The organism is Streptomyces sp. NPDC001858 (assembly GCF_053594615.1).
Genome location: NZ_JBSFEV010000012.1, coordinates 196493 through 217953 on the forward strand (window position 1 = coordinate 196493; position 21461 = coordinate 217953).

The 21461-nt window shown below is 74.3% G+C and carries 5 protein-coding genes; all 5 read right to left on the minus strand.

Annotated features, from left to right (window positions below):
• Window positions 1-7414 (minus strand): acyltransferase domain-containing protein (locus ACWCPF_RS20155; RefSeq protein ID WP_451046403.1); only part of this gene is annotated, 7414 nt, incomplete at its 3' end.
• A 206-nt stretch (window positions 7415-7620) separates the two neighbouring features.
• Entirely contained in the window at window positions 7621-8823 is a 1203-nt protein-coding gene (locus tag ACWCPF_RS20160; RefSeq protein ID WP_451046404.1) for an acyl-CoA dehydrogenase family protein, read from the minus strand.
• A gap of 282 nt (window positions 8824-9105) precedes the next feature.
• Window positions 9106-10617, minus strand: coding sequence for an MFS transporter (locus ACWCPF_RS20165; protein WP_451046405.1), 1512 nt, complete (start codon window positions 10615-10617; stop codon window positions 9106-9108).
• Between the two features lie 68 nt (window positions 10618-10685).
• The gene (locus ACWCPF_RS20170; protein ID WP_451046406.1) at window positions 10686-13544 is read right to left on the minus strand and encodes an aminotransferase class III-fold pyridoxal phosphate-dependent enzyme; all 2859 of its coding nucleotides are present in this window, start codon (window positions 13542-13544) and stop codon (window positions 10686-10688) included.
• Window positions 13545-13556: 12 nt separating this feature from the next.
• A partial coding sequence (locus ACWCPF_RS20175; RefSeq protein WP_451046407.1) for an SDR family NAD(P)-dependent oxidoreductase occupies window positions 13557-21461 on the minus strand: 7905 nt, incomplete at its 5' end.

Consider the following 21461-nt stretch of genomic DNA (forward strand, 5'->3'; position numbering starts at 1 on the left):
GCTCCCCGGCAGCCAGAGCGACCGGCAGCGGCTCACCCGTGACCAGAGCGACGGGCTGCCGCTCGCCGGGAGCCCGAGTGGCGGGCTGCGGCTCCGCCGTGACCAGAGCAGTCGGCAGCAGCTCCCCGGTGGCCAGGGCGGCCGGCAGCGGCTCCCCGGCAGCCAGAGCGACCGGCAGCGGCTCACCCGTGACCAGAGCGACGGGCTGCCGCTCGCCGGGAGCCCGAGTGGCGGGCTGCGGCTCCCCGCTGCCCAGGGCAGCGAGCTGCGGCTCCGCGGCAGCCAGAGCCGCCGGCTGCGCCGCGTCCGCCGCGAGGTCCCGGCGGGGCGTAGGTAGGACGGTGATCCTGGTCAGTCGGGGTACGGCGGGGCGGCCCTTGCGGAGGGCTAGTTGGGGTTCGCCGGTGGCCAGGGCGGCGGGCAGTGCCGCGACGGACGCCTCGTGACCGTCCAGGTCGACGACGACGAACCGGTCGGGGTGCTCCCGCTGGGCCGAGCGGACCATGCCCCACACCGCGGCGCCCGCCGCGCCGAGGACGTCCGTCTCGGCCGGGTCCACGACCACCGCGTCGCGGGTGAGCAGCACCAGCCGTGCGTCGGCGAACCGCTCGTCGGCGAGCCACTCCTGGATCAGGCGCAGCGCCCGGCCGGCCACGGCGTGGGCGCCGCCCGCGGTGGGCTCGCCGGTCAGCGCGGCGCACACCGTGTCCGGGACCGGTCCGTGGTCGGCGAGCGCGCCGAGATCGGCGTGGGAGGGCTCTCCCCCGCGGGTGATCCCGAGGTCGTCGGCGCCGACGAACGCCCAGGGCGGTCGGGGGTCGAAGGAGGTCTCGGGCAGCTGTGGCTCGGTCCAGTCCACGCGGAACAACGCGTCCGGCGGTCCGGCGGCGGGCGCGCCTGCCGGGAGCGGGCGCAGCGCCAGCGACTCGACGGACGCCACCGGCGCCCCGGTCGCGTCGGCGAGCCGCAGGGCGACCGTGTCCGGGCCGTCCGGGGAGATCCGCACGCGCAGTGCGGACGCGCCGGTGGCCCGCAGCGACACGCCCTGCCAGGAGAACGGCAGCCGGCAGTGCGGGCCGTCCGCGACGGCGGCGTGCAGCGCGGCGTCCAGGAGCGCCGGGTGCAGCCCGAACCGGCCGGCGTCCGCCTCGATCTCCTTCGGCAGCGCGACCTCGGCGAAGATCTCGGCGCCCCGCCGCCACCAGGAGCGCAGGCCCCGGAACGAGGGGCCGTACCGGTAGCCGAGCTCGGTCCAGCGCTCGTAGCCGCCGTCCCACTCCACCGCGACCGCGCCCGGCGGCGGCCAGGAGGCCAGGTCGAACTCCTCGGCCGCCGGGTGGACGGCCGCGTCGGCGAGCACCCCGCTCGCGTGTCTGCGCCACTCGCCGGAGCCGTCGGCGGGGCGGGCGTGGACGGCCAGTTCGCGGCGGCCGGCCGCGTCCTCGTCGCCGACCGTGACCCGGATGTCGACCGCGCCCTGCGAGGGCAGGACCAGCGGGGTCTCGCAGGTCAGCTCCGCCACCTCCGCGCAGCCCGCCTCGTCGCCCGCGCGGACGGCCAGCTCGACGAAGGCGGCGCCGGGCAGCAGCACCGACTCGCCGAGCCCGTGGTCGCCCAGCCATGGCTGGGCCCGCAGGGAGAGCCGGCCGGTCAGGACCAGGCCGCCGGAGTCCGGGAGTTCCACGACGGCGCCGAGCAGCGGGTGGTCCGCCGCGGCGAGGCCCGCCGCCGCGACGTCCGCCGGGTCGCCGGCCGGCGTCGGTTCGAGCCAGAAGCGCCGCCGCCGGAACACGGAGGTGGGCACGTCGATCTGCCGGGCGCCGGGGAGGACGGCCCGCCAGTCGGGGTTCACGCCCCGCGTGTAGGCGTCGGCCAGCGAGGTCAGGAACCGCTCCAGGCCGCCGTCGTCGCGGCGCAGGGAGCCGACGGCGACCGCGTGCTCCGTCCCGTCCTCGACCGCCGCCGTCAGCACCGGATGCGGGCTGACCTCGATGAACACCGAGTGCCCGTGCTCGGCCAGCACCCCGACCGTCTCGGCGAAGCGGACCTGTCGGCGCAGGTTGCGATACCAGTAGCCGCCGTCCAGGCCGGTGGTGTCCAGCGGGCCGGCGGTCACCGTGGAGTAGAACGGGATCGCCGACGGACGGGGGGTCAGCCCGGTCAGGACGGCGGCCAGTTCGTCCGCGATCCGCTCCACCTGCGCCGAGTGCGACGCGTAGTCCACCGGCAGCCGCTTGACCCGCACCTCGGCGGCCTCGCACTCGGCGACGAGTTCGTCCAGCGCGTCCAGGTCGCCCGCGACGACGACGGATCCGGGGGCGTTGACGACCGCCACCGAGATCCGGCCGTCCCACCGGGCAAGGCGTTCGGCGGCCTCGGCCTCGGACAGGGCGACCGAGACCATCCCGCCGGCGCCGGACAGCGCCAGGATGGCCTTGCTGCGCAGGGCGACGACCTTCGCCGCGTCCGCGAGGCCGAGCGCCCCGGCGACACAGGCGGCCGCGATCTCCCCCTGCGAATGACCCACCACCGCGGACGGCCGTACACCGTGGGAGCGCCAGAGGGCGGCCAGCGACACCATCACCGCGAACAGCGCGGGCTGCACGACGTCGACCCGCTCCAGCGCGGCCGGGTCGCGCAGCGCCTCGAACAGGTTCCAGTCGACGTGGGGGGCGAGGGCGTCCGCGCAGGCCTGCATCGACTCGGCGAACACCGGTGCGGAGTCGAGCAGTTCGGCCGCCATCCCGGTCCACTGCGCGCCTTGGCCGGGGAAGACGAACACGACCTTGCCGGCCTCCTGCGCGGTGCCGCGCACCACGCCGTGCGCCTCGGTGCCCGCGGCGAGCGCGATCAGGCCGCGGCGCAGCGCGGGCAGGTCCGCCCCGACGACGGCGGCGCGGTGCGGCAGCCCGGCGCGGGCGGTGGCCAGCGAGAGGGCGGTGTCCGCCGGGTCCAGCCCGGGATTCGCGTCCACGAACGAGAGCAGGGCGGCGGCCTGGGCGCTCACCGCGTCCTCGCTGCTCGCGGAGAACGCCCAGGGCAGCGCGGGGGCGAGGCGCCGCGCGCCGGGCGGGTACTCCGGCGGGGCCTCTTCGAGGATGACGTGGGCGTTGGTGCCGCTGATGCCGAAGGAGGAGACCGCGGCGCGGCGGGCCCGGCCGGTGCGCGGCCACTCCCGCGCCTCGGTGACCAGCGCCAGCGCGCCGGCGGACCAGTCGATGTGCGGGGTCGGTTCGTCGGCGTGCAGGGTCCTCGGCACCACCCCGTGCCGCAGCGCCTGCACCGTCTTGATGACTCCGGCCACCCCGGCGGCGGCCTGGGTGTGGCCGATGTTGGACTTCAGCGATCCGAGCAGCAGCGGGCGGCCCGGCTCCCGGTCGCGGCCGTAGGTGGCGGCGAGCGCCTCGGCCTCGATCGGGTCGCCGAGCGTCGTCCCGGTGCCGTGCGCCTCGACGACGTCCACGTCCGCCGCGGACATCCCGGCGCCGGCGAGCGCCTGCCGGATCACCCGTTCCTGGGCGACCCCGTTGGGCGCGGTGAGCCCGTTCGACGCCCCGTCCTGGTTGGTGGCGCTGCCCCGCACGAGGGCCAGCACCCGGTGGCCGTTGCGCCGCGCGTCCGACAGCCGTTCGAGGACGACGATCCCCGCGCCCTCGGACCATCCGGTGCCGTCGGCGGCGGCGGAGAACGCCTTGCAGCGCCCGTCCTCGGCCAGTCCGCGCTGGCGGCTGAACTCGACGAACATCCCGGGCGTGGACATCACCGCGACGCCGCCGGCCAGGGCCAGCGAGCACTCCCCGGCGCGCAGGGCCTGCGCGGCGAGATGCAGCGCGACGAGCGACGAGGAGCAGGCGGTGTCCACGGTGACGGCTGGGCCCTGGAGGCCGAGCGTGTAGGCGATCCGGCCGGACGCGACGCTGATCGTGCTGCCGGTCAGCCGGTAGCCGTCGGACTCGGCGTGCGCGGCGTGCAGCCGGGGGCCGTAGTCCTGGGCCATGGCGCCGACGAAGACGCCCATGGGCGTGCCGCGTTGGCCGCCGGGGTCGATGCCGGCCCGTTCCAGTGCCTCCCAGGACGTCTCCAGCAGCAGCCGCTGCTGGGGGTCCATGGCGAGCGCCTCCCGGGGCGAGATGCCGAAGAACTCGGGGTCGAACTGGTCGGCGTCGTGCAGGAAGCCGCCGTGCCGGGTGTAGGACGTGCCCGCCCGTTCCGGGTCGGGGTCGTAGAGGCGGTCGGTGTCCCAGCCGCGGTTGGCGGGGAACTCGGAGATCGCGTCGGTCCCGTCCATGACCAGCCGCCACAGGTCGTCCGGGGAGGCGACGCCGCCGGGGAGCCGACAGGCCATCCCGACGATCGCGATCGGGTCGTCGGCCGCGGCCACAGCGGCCGGGACGGCGGGGAGGGCGGGTTCGGCGGCGGCGGGTTCGGCGGCGGTGGGCTCCTCGTCGGCCGAGGTCAACGTCCGCAGGTGGTCGGCGAGTTCGGCCGGGGTCGGATGGCCGAACAGCACGCCGGTGGGCAGGGTGCGTCCGATCGCCGCGCTCAGCCGGTCCCGCAGCTCCACGGAGGACAGCGAGTCGACGCCGAGTTCCTTGAAGGTCGTGCCGGCGTCCACCGCGTCGCCGTCCGAGTGGCCGAGGACGACCGCGAGAGTCGACCGGACCAGCCCGAGCAGCTCGGGCCGGGCAGCAGGCGCGGCGGCCGTCGCCGAGGCGGCCGGGACGGGGGCCGCGGCCCGATCGGCGGTCCGCGCGGCCGTCCCGTCGGCGGGCTCGGTGAGCCAGTGGCGCTCGCGCTGGAAGGCGTAGCCGGGCAGGCTCACGGTGCGGGCGCCGCGCAGGGCGAACACCCGGGACCAGTCCACCGCGACACCGCGCACATGCAGTTCGGCGAGCGACGCCAGGAAGCGTTTCGGCCCGCCCTCGCGCCGCCGCAGCGACCCGGTGACCACGCCGGACTCCAGCCCGGTCTGCGCCATCGTGTCCCGCAGGGCCGGCAGCAGCACCGGGTGCGGGCTGCACTCGACGAACACCGTGTGGCCGTCGCGCACCAGGGCCTCGGTGGCCCGCTCCAGTTCGACGGTCTGCCGCAGGTTGCGGTACCAGTACGCGGCGTCCAGCCCGGCGGTGTCCAGCGGTGCGCCGGTCACGGTGGAGTAGAACGGCACGGGCGACGACTTCGGCCGGATGCCGTCCAGCACGGTGAGCAGGCGCTCGCGGATCTGTTCCACCTGGGGTGAGTGGGAGGCGTAGTCGACGGCGATCCGACGGGTCTCGACGCCCTCCGCGGTCCACCGCTCGACCAGTGCGTCCAGCGCCTCGGGATCACCCGAAAGCACCACCGACGAGGGGCCGTTGGCGGCCGCGACCGACACCGCGCCGTTCGTCCCGGCGATCCGCTCGCGGACGTCGTCGGCCGACAGCAGCACCGACACCATCGCGCCCTGCCCGGACAGCGCGGACAGCGCCTGACTGCGCAAGGTCACCACTCGCGCCGCGTCGTCGAGCGACAGGGCGCCCGCCACGCACGCGGCGGCTATCTCGCCCTGGCTGTGCCCGACGACCGCGGCCGGCTCGACCCCGCAGGACCGCCAGAGGGCGGCCAGCGACACCATGACCGCGAACAGCGCGGGCTGGACGACGTCCACCCGCTCCAGTGCGGCCGGGTCGCGCAGCACCTCGCTCAGCGACCAGTCGACGTGGGGTGCGAACGCCTCCTCGCAGGCGCGTATCGACTCGGCGAACTCCGGTACGTCGTCCAGCAGTCCGACGGCCATGCCGGCCCACTGCGCGCCCTGCCCGGGGAAGGCGAACACCACCTTCCCGGCGGCCGTGGTCCGTCCCTCGACCACGCCGGCGGCGGCACTGCCCTCGGCGAACGCGGCGAGCCGGTGCAGCAGTTCGGCGCGGTCGTCGCCGACGACGACGGCACGGCGGCGGAAGGCGGTCCTGGTGGTGGCGAGGGACAGGCCGATGTCGGCGGCGGGGTCGGTCCGTTCCTCGGCGAAGGACAGCAGCCGGGCGGCCTGGGCGCGGAGCGCCGCGTCGGTGCGGCCGGAGAGCGGCCACGCCAGCGCGCCGGCCGCCTCGGGCGTACGGGTCACGGGGCCGGTCGAGCGGCCGGTCGAGCGGCCGGTCGCCTGGCCGGTCGGCGGGGGTTCGGCGATCACCAGGTGGCAGTTGGTGCCGCCCATGCCCCAGGAGCTGACGCCGGCCACCAGCGGCCGGTCCGGTTCCGGCCAGGGCGTCAGCTCGGTCTGCACCGTCAGCCCGAGGTCGTCGAGGGGGATGTCCGGGTGCGGGGTGACGAAGTTCAGGCTCGGCGGCAGCAGCCGGTGCCGGATGCTCAAGGCCACCTTGAGCAGCCCGGCGATGCCGCCCGCGCCCTCCAGGTGGCCGATGTTGGTCTTGACCGAGCCCACCCGCAGCGGCGCGCCCGGCTGCCGCGCGCGCCCCAGCGCCGCGCCGAGCGCGGCGGCCTCGATCGGGTCGCCCACCTTGGTGCCGCTGCCGTGCAGCTCCACGTACTGCACGTCCCGCCGCGCGACGCCGGCCCGCCGGTACGCCTGCCGGACGACGTCCTCCTGCGCGGACCTGCTCGGCACGGTGAGGCCGGTGTGCTCGCCCTCCCCCGCGCCGTCGTTGTTCACGGCGCCGCCGGTGAGGACGCAGTAGACGTCGTCGCCGTCGGCGAGCGCGGCGTCCAGGGGTTTGAGGACGACGGCCGCGCCGCCCTCGCCGCGCACGAACCCGTTGGCCCGCGCGTCGAAGGTGAAGCACCGGCCGTCCGGCGAGAGGCCGCCGAACCGGACGGCGCCGAGGGTCGTCTCGGCCAGGATGTTCAGGTTCACGCCCCCGGCGACGGCGACCGAGCAGTCGCCGCGGCGCAGGCTCTCGCAGGCCAGCTGGACGGCGACCAGCGAGGAGGACTGCGCGGTGTCCACCGTCAGGCTCGGTCCGCGCAGGCCGAGGTGGTGGGAGATCCGGTTGGCGATGATCCCGCGGCGGGTGCCGGTCATGGTGTGCCGGCCGATGCCCGCGTCGCCTAGCCGGTCCTGGAGCGCCGCGTAGTCGTCCCACATGGCGCCTACGAAGACCCCGGCGTCGCCGCCGCCGAGTGCGGCGGGGACGATCCGCGCGTCCTCCAGCGCCTCCCAGGCGAGCTCCAGCATCAGGCGCTGCTGTGGGTCCGTCGCGGCCGCCTCGCGCGGTGAGATCCCGAAGAATCCCGCGTCGAAGCCGTCGATCCCGTCGAGGAATCCGCCGCGGCGGTGCGGCAGTCCGGCGCCGGGCCAGCGGCCTTCGGGAGCCTCGCGTACGGCGTCGGTCCCGTTCCGCAGCAACCGCCAGAAAGCGTGGCCGTCGCCGGCCCCGGGCAACCGACAGGCCAATCCCACCATGGCGATCCGTCTCATGTCCACAGTCAACAACGGGGGTCGCCGATATGGCTTGTTTCACCGACCCAAAATGCCGGTGGAAATCTGGTGGCCGATAACAGTCTGGACCGATCGCTATTGAGCTGCGCACAAAAGAAATATGCATCGGCATTGCGCCGCGGCCGCCCGCAGAACAATGCCGATGCGTTTATGTCGACGCCAGGGGAAAACCCCGGATGAGCGTCTCAGTACAGCAGGGTCACCGACGGGCGGACTTCCAGCAGTGCGCGGCTGTAGTCCTCCAGGATGATCGGTGCGTTGAGCGCGGTGTGGCGGCTCATCACCGATATATCGCGCCACAGGCGCTGCAGCGGATTCGACAGGGCGAACGCGCTGCCGCCGACGATGTCGAGCAGCTTCTCCACGGCCTCCCGCGACTTCTCCTGGGCGGACCGCTGGTGCATACGGGCCCGGGCCCGGTCGACCCACGGCATCGGGTCGATCTCCGGCACCCCGTCGAAGGTGTCGCCGATCTCGCGCAGATGCAGTCGGGCGGACTCGACGAGGTGGGTGGCCTCGGCGAACCACAGCTGCACCGAGGGCGCGTCGACGGCGGCCTCGTAGTTGACGTAGGTGATCGGCCGCTTCTTGTCCAGCAGCTGCCGGGTGACCTCCAGCGCGCCCTGTGCCGCGCCGACGATCGCGGCGAGCGACTGGGTGCTGCCCTGGACGAGCATGGTGTCCCGGTCGTCCTCGCCGGGCAGATCCGTGAGGCTGAATTCCTTCGCCCGGCGCTCCGGGACGAAGAGTTCCTCGGCGACGACCGTGTGGGTGCCGGAACCGGCCAGACCGGCCGAGTGCCAGGTCCGCTCGATCTTCACCTCGTTCATGGGGACGACGACGCCCACGAGGTCCGTGGTCGGCTCCTCGCCGTCGAAGATCGGCACGACGGGGATGTAGGCCCAGTCGGCGATCTCGCAGCCCGAGCTCCACGGGAAGGTGCCCGTCACCTGGTATCCGCCGTCGACGCGCGAGGCCTTCGTCGTGGTCAGGTGGGCGGTGGAGATGACGTACGCGTCGGGGTTGCCCTCGAACATGTCCGACAGCGCGCTCTCGGGCATCCCGGTCAGCGCGAACCGGGTCGACGCGGTGTCGATGGCCAGGTTCCAGGCGGCCGACCCGCAGCCCTTGCCGACCTCCGCGATGATCGACAGAAGGTCCGGCATCCGGAGCTCGTAGCCGCCGTACCGGGTCGGCGTGGTGAGGCGGAACAGCCCGGCGTCGCGCAGCGCGACGACGACCTCCTCGGCGAGCCTGCGGTCCTGTTCGGTCTTCACGGCGTGCTCGCGGATCAGCGGCACCAGCTCGCGGGTACGCGCCACGATCTCCGCCACGTCGACCGTGGACCCGGTCGTCCCGTCCGCCAGCTCACCGGCCACTGCTGTCACGAAGTCCTCCTTCGATTGCGCGTCGTGGGCCGGCCCCGATCGGGGAGGCTCATCGCACCGCGTCTCACGGACGAGTCAATCCGCTCGGGGCCCGCGGTCCCAGCGCCGAGCACCCAAAAACCGGCCGCCGGGCTGGCACTGGGAACCAAGTGCCGCCGACGACCGGTTCGCGGTCGAACGCCGCCGACCGATCCGCCGTCACGCCGGACCGGCCACCTGCGGAAAGCGCATCGGGCGAGCAGGTCGAACGAGCGGATCGGACGGGTTGATCGGACGAGTGGATCAGACGGTGGGCACGGCGGCCGGCTGGCCGACCTCCGGGTCCGCCTGCGAGGTGACATGGCGGTCGAACATCAGGCCGCACAGGATCGCCCCGCCGAGGAAGACCACGGCGCCCCAGAAGAACGCCGTCGTGTAACTCTCCACGGCGGCTTCCGAGATCAGCTGCGGGGTCGGCTGCTTGCCCTCGACGAACGAGTCCGCCGCGGTGATGGCCAGGGTGCTGAGCAGCGCGGTGCCGATCGAGCCGCCCACCTGCTGCACGGTGTTGACCAGCGCCGACGCCGCGCCGGCGTCCTGCGGTTCGACGCCGACCGTGGCCACCGCCGCGCCCAGCGAGACGACGAGGCCGAAGCCGACGCCGGCGATCAGGGACGGGACCATCACGCCGCCGAGGTAGGAGCTGTCGACGGTGAGCCGGCTGAGCCAGAACGAGCCCACCGCGGCCAGGACCAGGCCGGCCGGGATCAGCACGCGGGTCCCGAGCTTCGGCTCCAGCACCGGCGGGACGGTCGTCGCGCCGATGCCGATGCCGACGATCATCGGCAGGAAGGCCAGGCCGCTCTCGATCGCGGAGAACTCCAGGATCAGCTGGAGGTAGTAGGTGAGGAACAGGAACTGCACGAACAGGCCGATGCCCAGCAGGAACATCGCCAGGTAGGCGCTGCCGCGGTTGCGGTGCAGCACGATCCGGATCGGCAGCAGCGGCGTCCGCGAGCGGAGCTCGAACAGCACGAACGCGACCAGCAGGACGGCGCTGGCGACGAGGAAGCCCCAGACGTCGGTCTTCGCCCAGTCGCCGTCGTCGGCGTTGGACAGACCGTAGGCCAGGCAGAACAGGCCGACCGAGGCCGTCACCGTGCCGGGCAGGTCGAGCCGCTCCGCGCGGTGTTCGGACTGCTGGTTGTGCATCGTGAGCAGCGCGCCGACGAACACGGCCACCGTGAAGATGACGTTGATGTACAGGCACCAGCGCCAGTCCAGCCAGTCGGTCAGCGCGCCGCCGAGGACCAGACCGAGCGCGAGGCCGCCGCTGCCCAGCGCGCCGTAGACGCCGAAGGCCGTGACCCGCTCCTTCGGGTCCTTGAACACGGTCAGCAGGAACGACAGCGCCGCCGGGGCGACGAGCGCGGCGAACCCGCCCTGGAGTGCGCGGGCCGTGATCAGCATGGCGAAGCCGTTGGCCGCGCCGGCCAGCACCGACATGGCGCCGAACCCGAGGATCGAGATCATCAGCGACCGCTTGGCGCCGATGAGGTCGACGATCCGGCCGCCCAGCAGCAGGAGGCTGCCGAAGGCCAGCGCATAGGCGGTGACGACCCACTGCCGGTCGCCGTCGCCGAACCCGAGATCCGCCTGGGCGGACGGCAGCGCGATGTTGACGACCGTCGTGTCCAGGAAGATCGTTAACTGCGCGACGCCGATGACCGCGAGGATCAACCAGCGGTTGGCGTAATGGGGGTCGGGCGCACCTTTCGCCGCCACCCTCGACTCGGAATCTGCTGACTCTGACATTCCACTTACCCTCTGTTGATCAGGCCGGACCATCGGCCGATGGCCGGCAAACTGGCGTTTGGCGGAAATCAGGTGGAAATTGTCTCGAATCCGTGCTGCTTCGCGAGGTCGACAATGGCGTGTACCCGTTCACGGGTAATGAGGCCGTTGCCCATCGATCCACTCTTGCCGGACAACCCGAGAGTGACTGCTTCCGCCACCCCTGCCAACAATTCACCCGCGCCGTGTGAGGCACCGAGGACACGCGGCAGAATACCGCGGTCGGAGGCAGAAAGTATACCACCGCGCACGTAGCGTAAATCGCTGCGGGAGGCCACCGAAGAAGCCTCGGAACCGGTCCCGAAAAAGGACAGATCGGCGATCACGGCACCGTCTCCGAGATGTTTTTCGTCGAGTACGGAAACCGGGCTCGAATGGGCCGAGAACACTACCTGGGCATTCCGCACCGACAAAAGATCGTCGGTCACGACGACGAACGGGTTCAGGTCATAGGCGTCGTCGAGATAGGCGGCGATGCGCGCGCCGCTCGGCTCGTCCGCAGCCCCTCCTTCGGCCAGCCACCGGGTGACGATCGGCTCGGCGGCCAGCGCCGCCGGGATCCCGGTCAGCGCACCGCCGGCCGCGATCCGCTCCCATGCCTCCTGGTAGATCCGGTGCTCCGCCGCCCGCAGCCGCTCGGCCGAACCCGACCGGCCGCTGCCCACCAGCACGATCCTGGCCGCCTCCAGCCCGCCGATCGCGCCGAGGGCCGAGCCGAGGCGCCCGCCGCCGCCGATCACCGCGACCGTCGTCCCGTCGAGCCCGCCGAACCGGTCGGCCGCGGCGTGCCGGACGGCGGCCAGGGCCGAGCCGACCGTGAGCGCGCCGCCCGCGGTCACCGTGATCCCGGGAACCCGCAGCGCGCCGCCGTGTCCGCTCACCGCACCGAGTCCGAACCCGAGGCCGACGGTGGCGCAGCCGTCGGCCTTCGCCGCGCGCACCCGGCGGTCGAGGTCCAGGCCGATCAGGAAGGTCTGCCCCGAGACCTGGTACTCGCGCAGCTGCGGCTGGGTCACCAGCAGCGGGTAGACGGTGAGGTCCACCGACGTCCCCTGCGGCGAGTCGAACCGGACCGGCGCGAACGCCGGGAGGTCCTTGAGCAGTTCGGACCGCCGGGCGTACGCGAACAGGCGCTCGTCGTCCAGGTCGGCGAGCGACGGGTCGAGCTCGCGCAGCATGTCCGGGGTCAGCGGGTAGCTGACGAACCCGACCTTCGCGGCGGCCGGCTCGGCCGGTGCGCCCGCCTCGGCCGCGGCCGGCCGGAAGTCCCTGATGTCCGTGCGCGGAGCGTCCTCCGCTCCCCCGGTCAGCACCTGGACCAACGGCAGCGCGTCCTGGTGGCGCAGGATCGTGCAGACCTCGGTGAGTCCGCCCCTCAGCTGCTCGATCTGCTCGTCGCTGATGTAGATCGACGGCTCGATCCGCAGCATGTTCGGCACGCTCGCGGTCGGGCCGGTGCGGATCTGGTGGGCGGCCTGGAGATAGCTGCCCAGCTGGAAGACGAGCAGCCCGGCGAGCGCCTTCTCCCGGATGACCGGGGACGAGGCCTGGCTCTGGTCGGCGAACTCCAGCCCGATGAGCAGGCCCTTCCCCCGGACGTCGGCCACCACGTCGGGGAAGGCGGCGGCCAGTTCGCGCAGCATGCCCAGGATGCGCTCGCCGCGTTCGGCGGCACGGTCGTAGGCGGCGCCGTCGTGGGCTTCGAGGAGTTCCAGCGTGCGCAGGGCGATGGCCGTGGAGAAGCCGTCCTTGGCGAAGGTCGAGCTGTGCACCAGCTCGAACTCGGGGCGGTAGCGCGACTGCCGGACGAGCAGGGCGGAAGTCTTGCCGATGCCGCCGCCGAGCGACTTGCCCAGCACGAAGCAGTCGGCGAGCAGCCCGATATGGGAGCTGGCGAAGAACTTCCCGGTGCGCCCCATCCCGCTCTGGATCTCGTCGACGACGACCGGGCACTCGACCTCGCCGCAGATCTCCCTGACCCGGGCCGCGTATTCGGCGGTCAGCTCATGGATCCCGCCCTCGCCCTGGATCGGCTCGACGATCAGTGCGGCGATCACCGGGAAGTCCCGCTCGACGAGCGTGACCCGGCCGTCCCGGACCTGGACGTCGAGCACGCTCACCCGCGACTCGGCGACCGCGTTCTCGAACGCCGCGGCGTCGTTGGGCGGCACGAATCTCACCGGCTGCCCGAGCGAGGCGAAGGCCGCCCGGAACAGCGGGTTGAAGGTGAACTGGAGGCTGCCGACGAGCTTTCCGTGGAAGGCCCGCTCCAGCGCGAAGAACACCGGAGGGGTCCCGGCCCGCCCCATGTTGTGCGCGGCCACCGCGCCGAGCAGCGCCCCGAACTCCTCGGCGTTCGTCGGCGCGGACCCCTCGCCGGGCAGCAGGGAGACGTCGTCCGGCAGCGCCGCCGTCCCCTCGCCCACCGCCCGCAGGGCGACGTCGGCGTTCCACTCGATCTCCTCGAACAGGGCCTTCATGCGCAGCACACGGTCGAACTCGCAGTGCTTGACCGCCGCCTCGACCGCCTCCGCGCCGCTGTTCGCGAAGGTGACGGCGTACGGCTCGGCGCCGGGGAACTCCCGGCCGAGCACCCCGTTCAGCACCGCGCCGACCTGGTCGGCGACCGGGTGCGCGGAGTGCTGCGAGTGCACCGGCCAGCCCGCGTCCAGCAGTTCCTTCGCGTAGGCCACGATCTCCGGGTGGTTGTGCCCGAGCATCAGCGAGCCCCAGCCGCCGATCAGGTCGAGCACCGGCACCTCCGCACCGGTGTCGTCCAGGTAGTACAGGCTGTTCTTCTCCGCCCGGACGTACTCGATGTCCAGGCCGAAGGTGCCGAGCATGCCGGTCAGTAGGGCTTCGGCGTAGCGGGTCGGTGCGTTCACCATGTCTCCTGGTGTTCAGCGGTTCGGGTGTGCGGAGGAGGAGCGGCCCAGTTCCCTGTCGATGAAGTCGAGGACCTCGTTCTCGGTGGCGTCGGCCAGGTCGGCGCCCTCGCCGGGGCCGTGGACCGCGTCGGGCCGCGCGACGGCCTGGGCCTTGTTCCAGCGGGTGAGGATGGCGGTCAGCCGGTCGGCGATCTCGGAGTGCCCGGACTCCGTGTCGTCCGTCCGTCCGACGTCGGCCGGGACGGCCATCAGGACGGCCTCCAGCTTGTCCAGCTCGGCCAGTGCGGAGCGGCGGCTGACGCCGTCGGCGGTGGCGAGCCGTTCGAGCAGGTGGTCGACGAGCACGCCGGGCGAGGCGTAGTCGAACACCAGCGTGGTCGGCAGCGAAAGGCCGGTCTGCTCGGCGAGCCGGTTGCGGAACTGCACCGCGGACAGGGAGTCGAATCCGGAGTCCCGGAACGACACCTCCCAGCGCAGGTTCTCCGGGGTCGCGTGGCCGAGCACCCCGGCCGCCTCGGTGCGCACCAGGTCCCGCAGAGCCGCCGCGAGCTCGGTCCTGGTCAGGTCCGCGAAGCGGTCGGCCGGCCGGTCGGCGCTCGCCTTCCGGCGCACCCCGCGTGGCACGAGCCCGCGCAGCACCGCCGGGAGCCCCGCGGTGTCGCGTTGCAGCGCGGCGAGATCGAGCGGGGCAGGAGCGACCACGGCGTGGCCGGTGGCGAGCGCGGCGTCGAACAGCTCGCACGCCTCGTCCTCGGCGATCATCCGCAGTCCGGACTGTCCGCCGGCCACCATCCGGCCCCAGGCCAGCGACACCGCGGGCAGTCCGGCGGCCCGGCGCCGCGTGGCCAGCGCGTCCAGATACGCGTTCGCCGAGGCGAAGTTGGCCTGCCCCGGGCTGCCGAGGACGCCGACCACCGAGGAGAACAGCACGAACAGGGCGGGCGGCGCGGCCACGGTCAGCTCGTGCAGCTGCCAGGCCCCGTCCACCTTGGGCCGCAGCACCCGCGCGACGCGGTCCGGCGTGAGCGCGGTGAACACCCCGTCGTCCAGGACGTTCTCGGTGTGCACGATGCCGGTCAGCGGATGCTCGGCCGGGACGGCCGCGAGCAGGGCGCGCACGGCCTCCCGGTCGGCCAGGTCGCAGACCGCCACCGTGGCCGTCGCGCCGAGCGCGGCCAGGTCGTCGCGCAGCCGCCCGGCGGGCGAGTCCGGCCGCCCGTGCGCGTCGGCGAGCAGCAGGTTCCGCACGCCGTGCGCGGTGACGAGGTGCCGGGCGAACAGCGCGCCCAGCGGCCCGTCGGCACCGGTGACCAGCACGGTCCCGGCGGCGTCCAGCGCCGCCGTCGGCGAAGTGGCCTGCGCGGTCGACGGCGAAGTGGCCTGCGCGGTCGACGGCGAAGTGGCCTGCGCGGTCGACGGCGAAGTGCCCTGCGCGGTCGACGGCATGAGCCGCGGTGCGAGCAACCGCCCGGCGCGGACGGCCAGTTGGGGTTCGCCCGCCAGGGCCGCCGCGAACAGCAGCTCGGCGGAGGCCGGGTCGTCGTCCAGGTCGACCAGCACGATCCGGTCGGGGTGCTCGGCCTGGGCCGACCGCAGCAGGCCCCAGACGGCGGCGCCGGCCGGATCCCGGACGTCGTCCTCGGCCTCGACGGCCATCGCCCCCCTGGTCACCACGACCAGGCGGTTGTCCGGCAGGTCTTCCTGGGCCAGCCAGGACTGCGCCACGCCGAGCGCGCGTTCCACGGCCCGATGCACGGCGGCGACCTGGTCACCGGCCGAGTCCCCGGCCGGGTCACCGGCCCGGTCCGGCCGTGACGGCTGGACGAGCAGGGCGTCCCAGGGGGTGTAGGAGGCGGCCGCCTCCTTGACGTCGGCGAAGCGCAGCGGCGCGACCGCGGCGAGGTCGTGGCGGTCGTCGTCGCCCAGCAGGGCGAGCAGGGTGTCGGGCTCGTCGTCCTGCGTCGTCTCGACCGTGGTCCAGCGCAGTGCGAACAGCGAGGCCGTGCCGGACGGCGTCGGCGCCGCGTCCTGCCTCGGCGTCAGGACGACGGGGGTCAGGCGTACCGACTCGGCCGTCAGCACCGGCAGTCCGGCCTCGTCGACCGCCGTCAGGCGGAACGCGTCGGGTCCGGCGGGGGTCAGGTGCACGCGCAGGGCCGTCGCCTCGGTGGCGTGCAGGACGACGCCCTCCCAGGCGAGCGGCAGCCGGGTGGTACCGTCCGGCGCGCTCTGCGGGCCGTTCTGCGCATCGCCGAGCAGCAGCGGCTGGACGGCGGCCTCCAGCAGGGCGGGGTGGATGCCGAACCCGCCGAGGTCGGCGAGGGCCCGTTCGGGCAGCCGGACCTCGGCGAACAGCTCGTCCCCACGGCGCGACACGGACTCCAGCCCCTGGAACGCCGCGCCGTAGCGGTGGCCCGCGTCGGCGAGGTCCTCGTACGCCCGGTCCAGCGCCATGGCCCTGGCCTTGGCCGGCGGCCAGTCGGCCGGCTCGGTCCCCGGCCGGTCGGCGGCGGGGGCGGGGGCGGGGGCGGGGGCCAGGATGCCGGTGGCGTGGCAGGTCCAGGTCCGGTCCCGCGCGGCGACGTCGGCGCCCGGGCCGTCGGCGGGTCGGCTGTGGACGCCCACCGTCCGCCGTCCGGCCGCACCGGGGGCGCCGACGACGACCTGCAGCCGCACGCCGCCCTGCTCGGGCAGCACGAGCGGTTCGACGACCGTGAGTTCGGCCAGCTCGGGGCAGTCGGACGCGTCGCCGGCCCGGATCGCCAGGTCCACCAGGGCCGCACCGGGCAGTACGGGCAGATCGGCGACGAGGTGATCGGCCAGCCAGGGGTGGGCGCTGAGGGACAGGAGCCCGGTGAACACCAGCTCGTCGCGGCCCGCGACCTCGACGGCCGTGCCGAGCAGGGCGTGCTGCCCGGAGCCGACGCCGGGGCCCGCGGTGTCGGCGGACTCGGCCGACCAGTACCGCTCGCGCTGGAACGGGTAGGTGGGCAGGCTCGTGCGGCGGGCCCCGGTGCCGGCGAACACGGTCGTCCAGTCGACCGCCGCCCCGGCGACGAACAGTTCGCCCACGGCCTCGAACAGCCCGCGCACCGACGGCCGGCCGTCCTGGAGCAGCGGCACCGACCCTTCGAGCAGCCGCCCGGGACCCGACTCGGCGAACCGGGTGATCCGCTGCTCGGCCATCCACCGCTCGGCGGCGGCGACGCCCTCGGCGCCGTCCAGGCCCAGCGGGTCGTCGACGGTCGTCGGCCGGCCGGTCCGCAGCGACACCACCGGGAACCGCGGTTCGGCGAAGGTCGCCGCGGCCTGGTCCCCGAAGGTCAGGAGCCTCCCGGCCGCGTCCGCCGGGAGCGCCCCGGCGACGAACGCGGCGGCCAGCTCGCCGACCCCGGCTCCGGCCACGCAGCCGAAGGCGACGCCCCAGGACTCCAGCAGGCGGAACAGCGCCACCTCGGCGGCGAACACGATCGCGTCGTCCCCCGACCCGTCGGCACCCCGCCCGTCGGCACCCGGCCCGTCGAGCCCGAGCGCGGACAGGGTCTCGTCGAAGGCCTCGGCATACGCCGGGAACGTCTCGTACAGGGCGCGGTCCGGGCGGTCGGCGGGCCGGCCGGTGAACAGGAACGCGGTCCGGCCGTCCCCGGCGACGGCTACGGGCGCGACGCCCTCGGCAAGTGCCCGCAGCCCGGCCGCCGCATCGGCCCCGTCCCCGTCCGCGTCCCCGGTGACGAGCACCGCGCGGTGGTCGAACACCGACCGGTTCGCCAGCGAGAGCCCGATGTCGAGCGGGTCCGGCGCGCTGTCGGAGTCCAGCAGGGACAGCAGCCGGGCGGCCTGGGCGCGCAGCGCCTGCGGCGACTTCGCCGACAGCGCCCACGGGGCCACCGGCAGGGACGCCTCGGCCCGCGCCGGAGCCCGGACCGGCTCCTCGGGCGCCTGTTCGAGGACGAGGTGCGCGTTGGTGCCGCTCATCCCGAAGGCGGAGACCGCGGCCCGGCGCGGCCGGTCCAGCTCCGGCCACGGGCGGGACTCGGTCAGCAGCCGCACCGCGCCCGACGACCAGTCCACCGCGGACGTCGGCTCGTCGATGTGCAGGGTCTTCGGCAGCAGGCCGTGCCGCATGGCCATGACCGCCTTGATCAGCCCGCCGGCCCCGGCGGCGTGCTGGGTGTGCCCGATGTTCGACTTCACCGATCCCAGCCAGATCGGCCGGTCCGCCGCCCGGTCCCGGCCGTAGGTCGCCATCAGCGCCTCGGCCTCGATGGGGTCGCCCAGCCGGGTGCCGGTGCCGTGCGCCTCCAGGAGGTCCACCTCGGCGGGTGCGACACCGGCGTTGGCCAGCGCCTGCCGGATCACCCGCTGCTGCGAGGGGCCGTTGGGCGCGGTCAGGCCGTTGGACGCGCCGTCGGAGTTGACCGCGCTGCCCCGGATGACCGCGAGCACCGGATGCCCGTGGCGCCGGGCGTCGGAGAGCCGTTCCAGGACGAACAGGCCCACGCCCTCCGACCAGCCGGTGCCGTCGGCGGACTCGGCGAACGCCTTGGACCTGCCGTCGGGCGACAGCGTGCGCTGCCGGGAGAACTCGACGAACCCGATGGGCTGCGCCATCACCGTCGCACCGCCCGCGAGCGCCAGACCGCACTCGCCGCTGCGCAGCGCGTTGGCGGCGAGGTGCACCGACACCAGCACCGACGAACAGGCCGTGTCGATGGACATCGTCGGGCCCTCCAGCCCGAGCGCGTAAGAGATCCGGCCGGAACCGAAGGACGTCGTGGAGCCGGTCAGCAGATAGCCCTCGGCGCCTGCCTCGGCCGCGTCCGCGCCCGCCCCGTACTCCTGCGCGGTCAGCCCGGTGAAGACGCCAGTGTTGCTGCCGCGCAGCGACAGCGGGTCGATCTCGCCGCTCTCCAGCGCCTCCCACGAGGTCTCCAGGAGCAACCGCTGCTGCGGGTCCATGGCCAGCGCCTCGCGCGGGGAGATGCCGAAGAAGCCCGCGTCGAACTCGGCCGCGTCGTGGACGAAGCCGCCGACCCGGGGATAGAACGTGCCCGGCTTGTCCGGGTCGGGGTCCCAGAGCCGCTCGATGTCCCAGCCGCGGTCGGCCGGCATGTCCGACATCGCGTCCACCTCGTCGGCGACCAGCCGCCACAGCTCCTCGGGGGTGGTGGCCCCGCCGGGGAAGCGGCACGCCATCCCGACGATCGCGATGGGCTCGTTCTCACCGCCGGACCCCGGGACGGCCGCGGCGACGGCCGCCGCCGGCGCCCGCAGGTCGCCGCTCAGCTCGGCGAGCAGATACTGGGCGAGCGCGGAGGCCGTCGGATAGTCGAAGACGACGCTGGGCGACAGCCGCAGTCCGCTGGCCGCGGACAGGCGGTTGCGCAGTTCGACCGCGGTCAGGGAGTCGAAGCCCAGCTCGCGGAACGGCACGGTCTCGCCGACCCGTTCGCCCGCGCCGAACTGGAGCACCGCGGCCACCTCGGACCGCACCAGGTCGGCGATCTGCTCCTGCCGCTCGTGCTCGGGCAGCACGGCCAGCCGGTCGGCGAGGGACCGCTGATCGCCCGCGCCCCGCCCGACCACCCGGCGAGCCGGGCCGCCGACGAGCGCGCGCAGCATCGGCGGGACGGCGGCCGCCCCGCCCCGCAGCGTCCGTGTGTCGAGCCGCACCGGCAGGCTCACCGGACGGTCCGCCGCGAGCGCGCGATCGAACAGCGCGGTCCCGGCCTGCGGGGACAGGGGCCGCAGGCCGCTGTGACGCAGGTGGTCACCGGCCTGCATGCCGCCCTCGGTCGCCCACAGCCCCCAGCCGAGCGAGACGGCGGGCAGGCCGTGGGCACGGCGGTGGAGCGCGAGGGCGTCGAGGAAGTGGTTGGCCGCCGAGTAGTTGGCCTGTCCCGCGTTGCCCAGCGTGCCGGCGAGCGAGGAGAACAGCACGAACAGTGCAAGGTCGCTGCCGGCGGTGAGTTCGTGCAGGTGCCAGGCGGCGTCGACTTTGGGGCGGAGTACGGAGGTGATGCGGTCGGGGGTGAGGGCGGTGATGATGCCGTCGTCGATGACGCCGGCGGTGTGGACGATGCCGGTGAGGGGGTGGTCCGCGGGGATCGCGTCGAGCACGGCGGCCAGTGCCGAGCGGTCGGACGCGTCGCAGGCGGCGATGCGGACGGTGGCGCCGAGGGCGGTGAGTTCGTCGGCGAGTGCGTCGGCTCCGGGGGTGTCGGGGCCGCGTCGGCTGGTGAGGAGGAGGTGGGTGACGCCGTGGTCGGTGACCAGGTGCCGGGCGAAGAGGGCGCCCAGCGCGCCGGTGCCGCCGGTGACGAGGACCGTGCCCTGCGGCCGGAGCTGCGGCTGCGCCGTCGGCCCGGTGGCGTCCGTCGCGGGCTGCGCAGCCAGCCGCGGCACGCTCACCGTGCCGGCGCGCACCGCGACCTGGTCGTGGCCGGCCGCCGGCACCGCGGGGAGGATCACCAGCGAGGCCGGGTCGTCGTCGACGTCGGCCAGCATGATCCGCCCGGGATGCTCCGACTGCGCGGACCGCAGCAGACCCCACACCGCGGCGCCCACCAGGTCGGGGGCGGTGTCGTCGTCCCGGCCGGTCACCACCGCGCCCCGGGTCAGCACGAGGAGGCGGCCGGACCTGAAACGGTCGTCGGTCAGCCACTCCCGCACCAGGTCCAGCGCCTCGACGGCCGTGTCGTGCACGCCCGCGACGACCTCGCCGCCCGGCCGTCCGGCGTAGCGGACGACCAGCACATCGGCGCCGGCCGCCGCCGACAGTGTCTCGCACCGGTCGACGGACAGCGTCGCGCCGACGTCCTGGCCGAGGGCGCCGAGCAGGGTCCAGCGCCCGGTCGGCTCGGTCGGGCTCAGCTCGGCCGGGACCCAGTCCACGCCGAGCAGCGAGCCGGCCGTCTCGTCGCGCGCGGCCGGCAGCGCGGCCGACACCGGGCGCGCCTCCACCGACCGCACCTCGGCGACCGGCTGTCCCGACGCGTCGGCGAGCTGCACCCGGCAGGAGGTCCTGCCCTCGGTCTCGTCCTCGACGACCAGCCGCACACGCAGCGCGGTCGCGCCGGTGGCGTAGAGGCTGATCCCGTTCCAGACGAAGGGGAGCTGGAGCGTGAAGTCGTCGCCCGCGTCGGCGATCGCGGCGACGACCCGAGGGTGGATGGCCGCGTCGAACAGGGCGGGATGGATGCCGAACCGCGCCGGGTCCGTGTCCTGCGGGAGCGCGACCTCGGCGAAGAACTCGGTGCCGGCGGGGCTGTCGCGGCGCCACAGCGTGTGCAGCCCGCGGAACACCGGGCCGTAGACATAGCCGTGCTCGGCGAGCCGGTCGTAGAAGCCGTCCGTCCGCATCGGCTCGGCGCCGGCCGGCGGCCATTCGCTGAGCTCGAAGCGCGGCTCGAGCGCGGCGGCGGCGAGCAGACCGGTGGCGTGGCAGGTCCACTCCTGATCGCTCTCCGGGCAGGAGTGGATCGCGAACGGCCGGTGCCCGCTGTCCTGCGGCTCCTTCAGCACGACCTGGACCCGCACCCCGCCCGTCTCTGGGATGACGAGCGGCGCGGTCACCACCATCTCGTCCACGCCGGCGCAGCCCGTCTCGTCGCCGGCCCAGATCGCCATGTCGATGAGCGCGGTCCCGGGCACCAGCGCCCGGCCGCCCAACTCGTGCTCGGCGATCCACGCGTGCGTGCGCGCGGAGAGCCGGCCGGTGAACACCACCTCGTCGGCGCCGGCCACCCGCACCACCGCGTCCAGCATCGGATGGCTCGCGGCCACCTGCCCCGCCGACACGACACCACCGGCCGACGCCTCCTCCAGCCAGTAGTGCTGGTGTTGGAAGGGGTAGGTGGGCAGGTCGACGGCGGTGGCGGTGCCGGGCGCGAACAGCCGCTGCCAGTCGACGGTGTG